1 protein-coding gene is annotated in these 1,782 nt (G+C 76.4%); it reads right to left on the reverse strand.

The window, feature by feature from the left end; genetic code table 11:
* Positions 1-1,177 (reverse strand): 5,6-dimethylbenzimidazole synthase (bluB, locus tag SSOG_RS57410; RefSeq protein WP_281048073.1); only part of this gene is annotated, 1,177 nt, incomplete at its 3' end.
* Positions 1,178-1,782: the final 605 nt, after the last annotated feature.

Here is a 1,782-nt window from a genome sequence, read left to right on the forward strand (position 1 = left end):
GCTCGTCGAAGAAGCTGACCCAGCCGACGCCGAGCCCTTCGGCGCGGGCGGCGAGCCACAGGTTCTCCACGGCGAGCGCCGAGGAGTACGGCGCCATCTGCGGCTGGGTGTGCCGCCCGAGGGTGTGGCGTCCGCCGCGGGTCGGGTCGGCGGTGACGACGATGTTGATCGGCGTCTCGAGGATCGCCTCGATCTTCAGTTCCTTGAACTGCTTGGCCCGGGCCTTGGGGAGGGACTTGGCGTACGCGTCGCGCTGGCGCGCCGCCAGCTCGTGCATGGTGCGCCGGGTTTCCTCGGAGCGGATGACGACGAAGTCCCACGGCTGGGACTGCCCCACGCTGGGCGCGGTGTGCGCGGCCTCCAGCACGCGCAGCAGCACCTCGTGCGGGATGGGGTCGGGCCGGAAGCCGTTACGGATGTCCCGGCGCTCGCGCATCACGCGGTGGACGGCGGCGCGCTCGGCGTCGTCGTACCCGGCATCGGCGCGGGGGCCGAAGGGGTTGGCGAGGGGTCCGGGATCGGTCGCCGGGTCTTCTGCGGCTTCGGGGTCTGTCGCTTCCGGGTCTGCCGCTTCCGGGTCGACTCGTTCCTGGTTCGTGGGGTCCGCCTCGGGGTTGTGGTCCGCGGCGTCGGCCTGTTCGGACTGTTCGGCCTGCTCGGGTTCTTCGGTCGCCTCGTCCTCGGCGGCTGCGTCCGGTTCGTCCTCGGACGCGGCCTCTTCGGGCGCCTCCTGGATGACGGCTTCGTCCTGAGCCTCCGCCGTCTCGCCCTCGGGCTCGTCGGTGGCTGCGTCCGCCTCGCCGGAGGCTTCCTCGGCGGCTGCGTCGGCATCAGCGGCCACCGCAGCCTCGGCCTCGGGGGCGCCCTCGTCGGCCGGGGCCGCGGGCACGGCCTGCGCCTCGGCCTCCGGCACCGGGCCCTCGCCCGGCGCAGCTGGGTCCGTCGGGGCCTGCGCCTCGCCGGGGGCAGACGGGTCCTGGGCATCGGCCTCCGCCGGAGCCGCATCGGGGGCGACGGGGGCAGCCTGGTCCTGCCCGTCGGCAGCCGGGTCCTGCGCCTCCGCAGGCATCGCCTGGGCGTCGGCCTCCGGCACCGGAACCTCACCCGATGCAGCCGGGTCGGCCGGGGCCTGCCCGTCGACGGCAGCCGGGTCGGCCTCGGCCGGGGCCTCTGCCACGGGCACCTCGGCAGGGGCAGGCTCAGCCGACGCCTCCGCTGCCGCCACCTGCTCAGCGACCTCCGGCATCGGACCCTCGCCCGGCGCGCCCGGGTCCGCCGGGACCTGAGCCTCGCCGGAGACAGACGGGTCCTGTGCATCGGCGGGCGCCGCCTGCACGTCGGCCTCCGGCACCGTGTCCACGTCCGCGTCCGCGGCAGCCGGGTCGGCCCCAACCGGGGCCTCAGCCACGGGCACCTCGGCAGGGGCAGGCTCAGCCGACGCCTCCGCTGCCGCCACCTGCTCAGCGACCTCCGGCATCGGACCCTCGCCCGACGCGCCCGGGTCCGCCGGGACCTGAGCCTCGCCGGAGACAGACGGGTCCTGTGCATCGGCGGGCGCCGCCTGCACGTCGGCCTCCGGCACCGAGTCCACGTCCGCGTCCGCGGCAGCCGGGTCGGCCCCAACCGGGGCCTCAGCCACGGGCACCTCGGCAGGGGCAGGCTCAGCCTGGGCATCGGCCTCCGGCGCCGGAGCCTCACCCGGCGCAGCAGGGTCGGCCAAGGCCTGCCCGTCGGCGGCAGCCGGGTCGGCCACGGACGCCTCGGCGGGCGCCACCTGCGCGG

This window comes from Streptomyces himastatinicus ATCC 53653, assembly GCF_000158915.1.
Classification (GTDB): domain Bacteria; phylum Actinomycetota; class Actinomycetes; order Streptomycetales; family Streptomycetaceae; genus Streptomyces; species Streptomyces himastatinicus.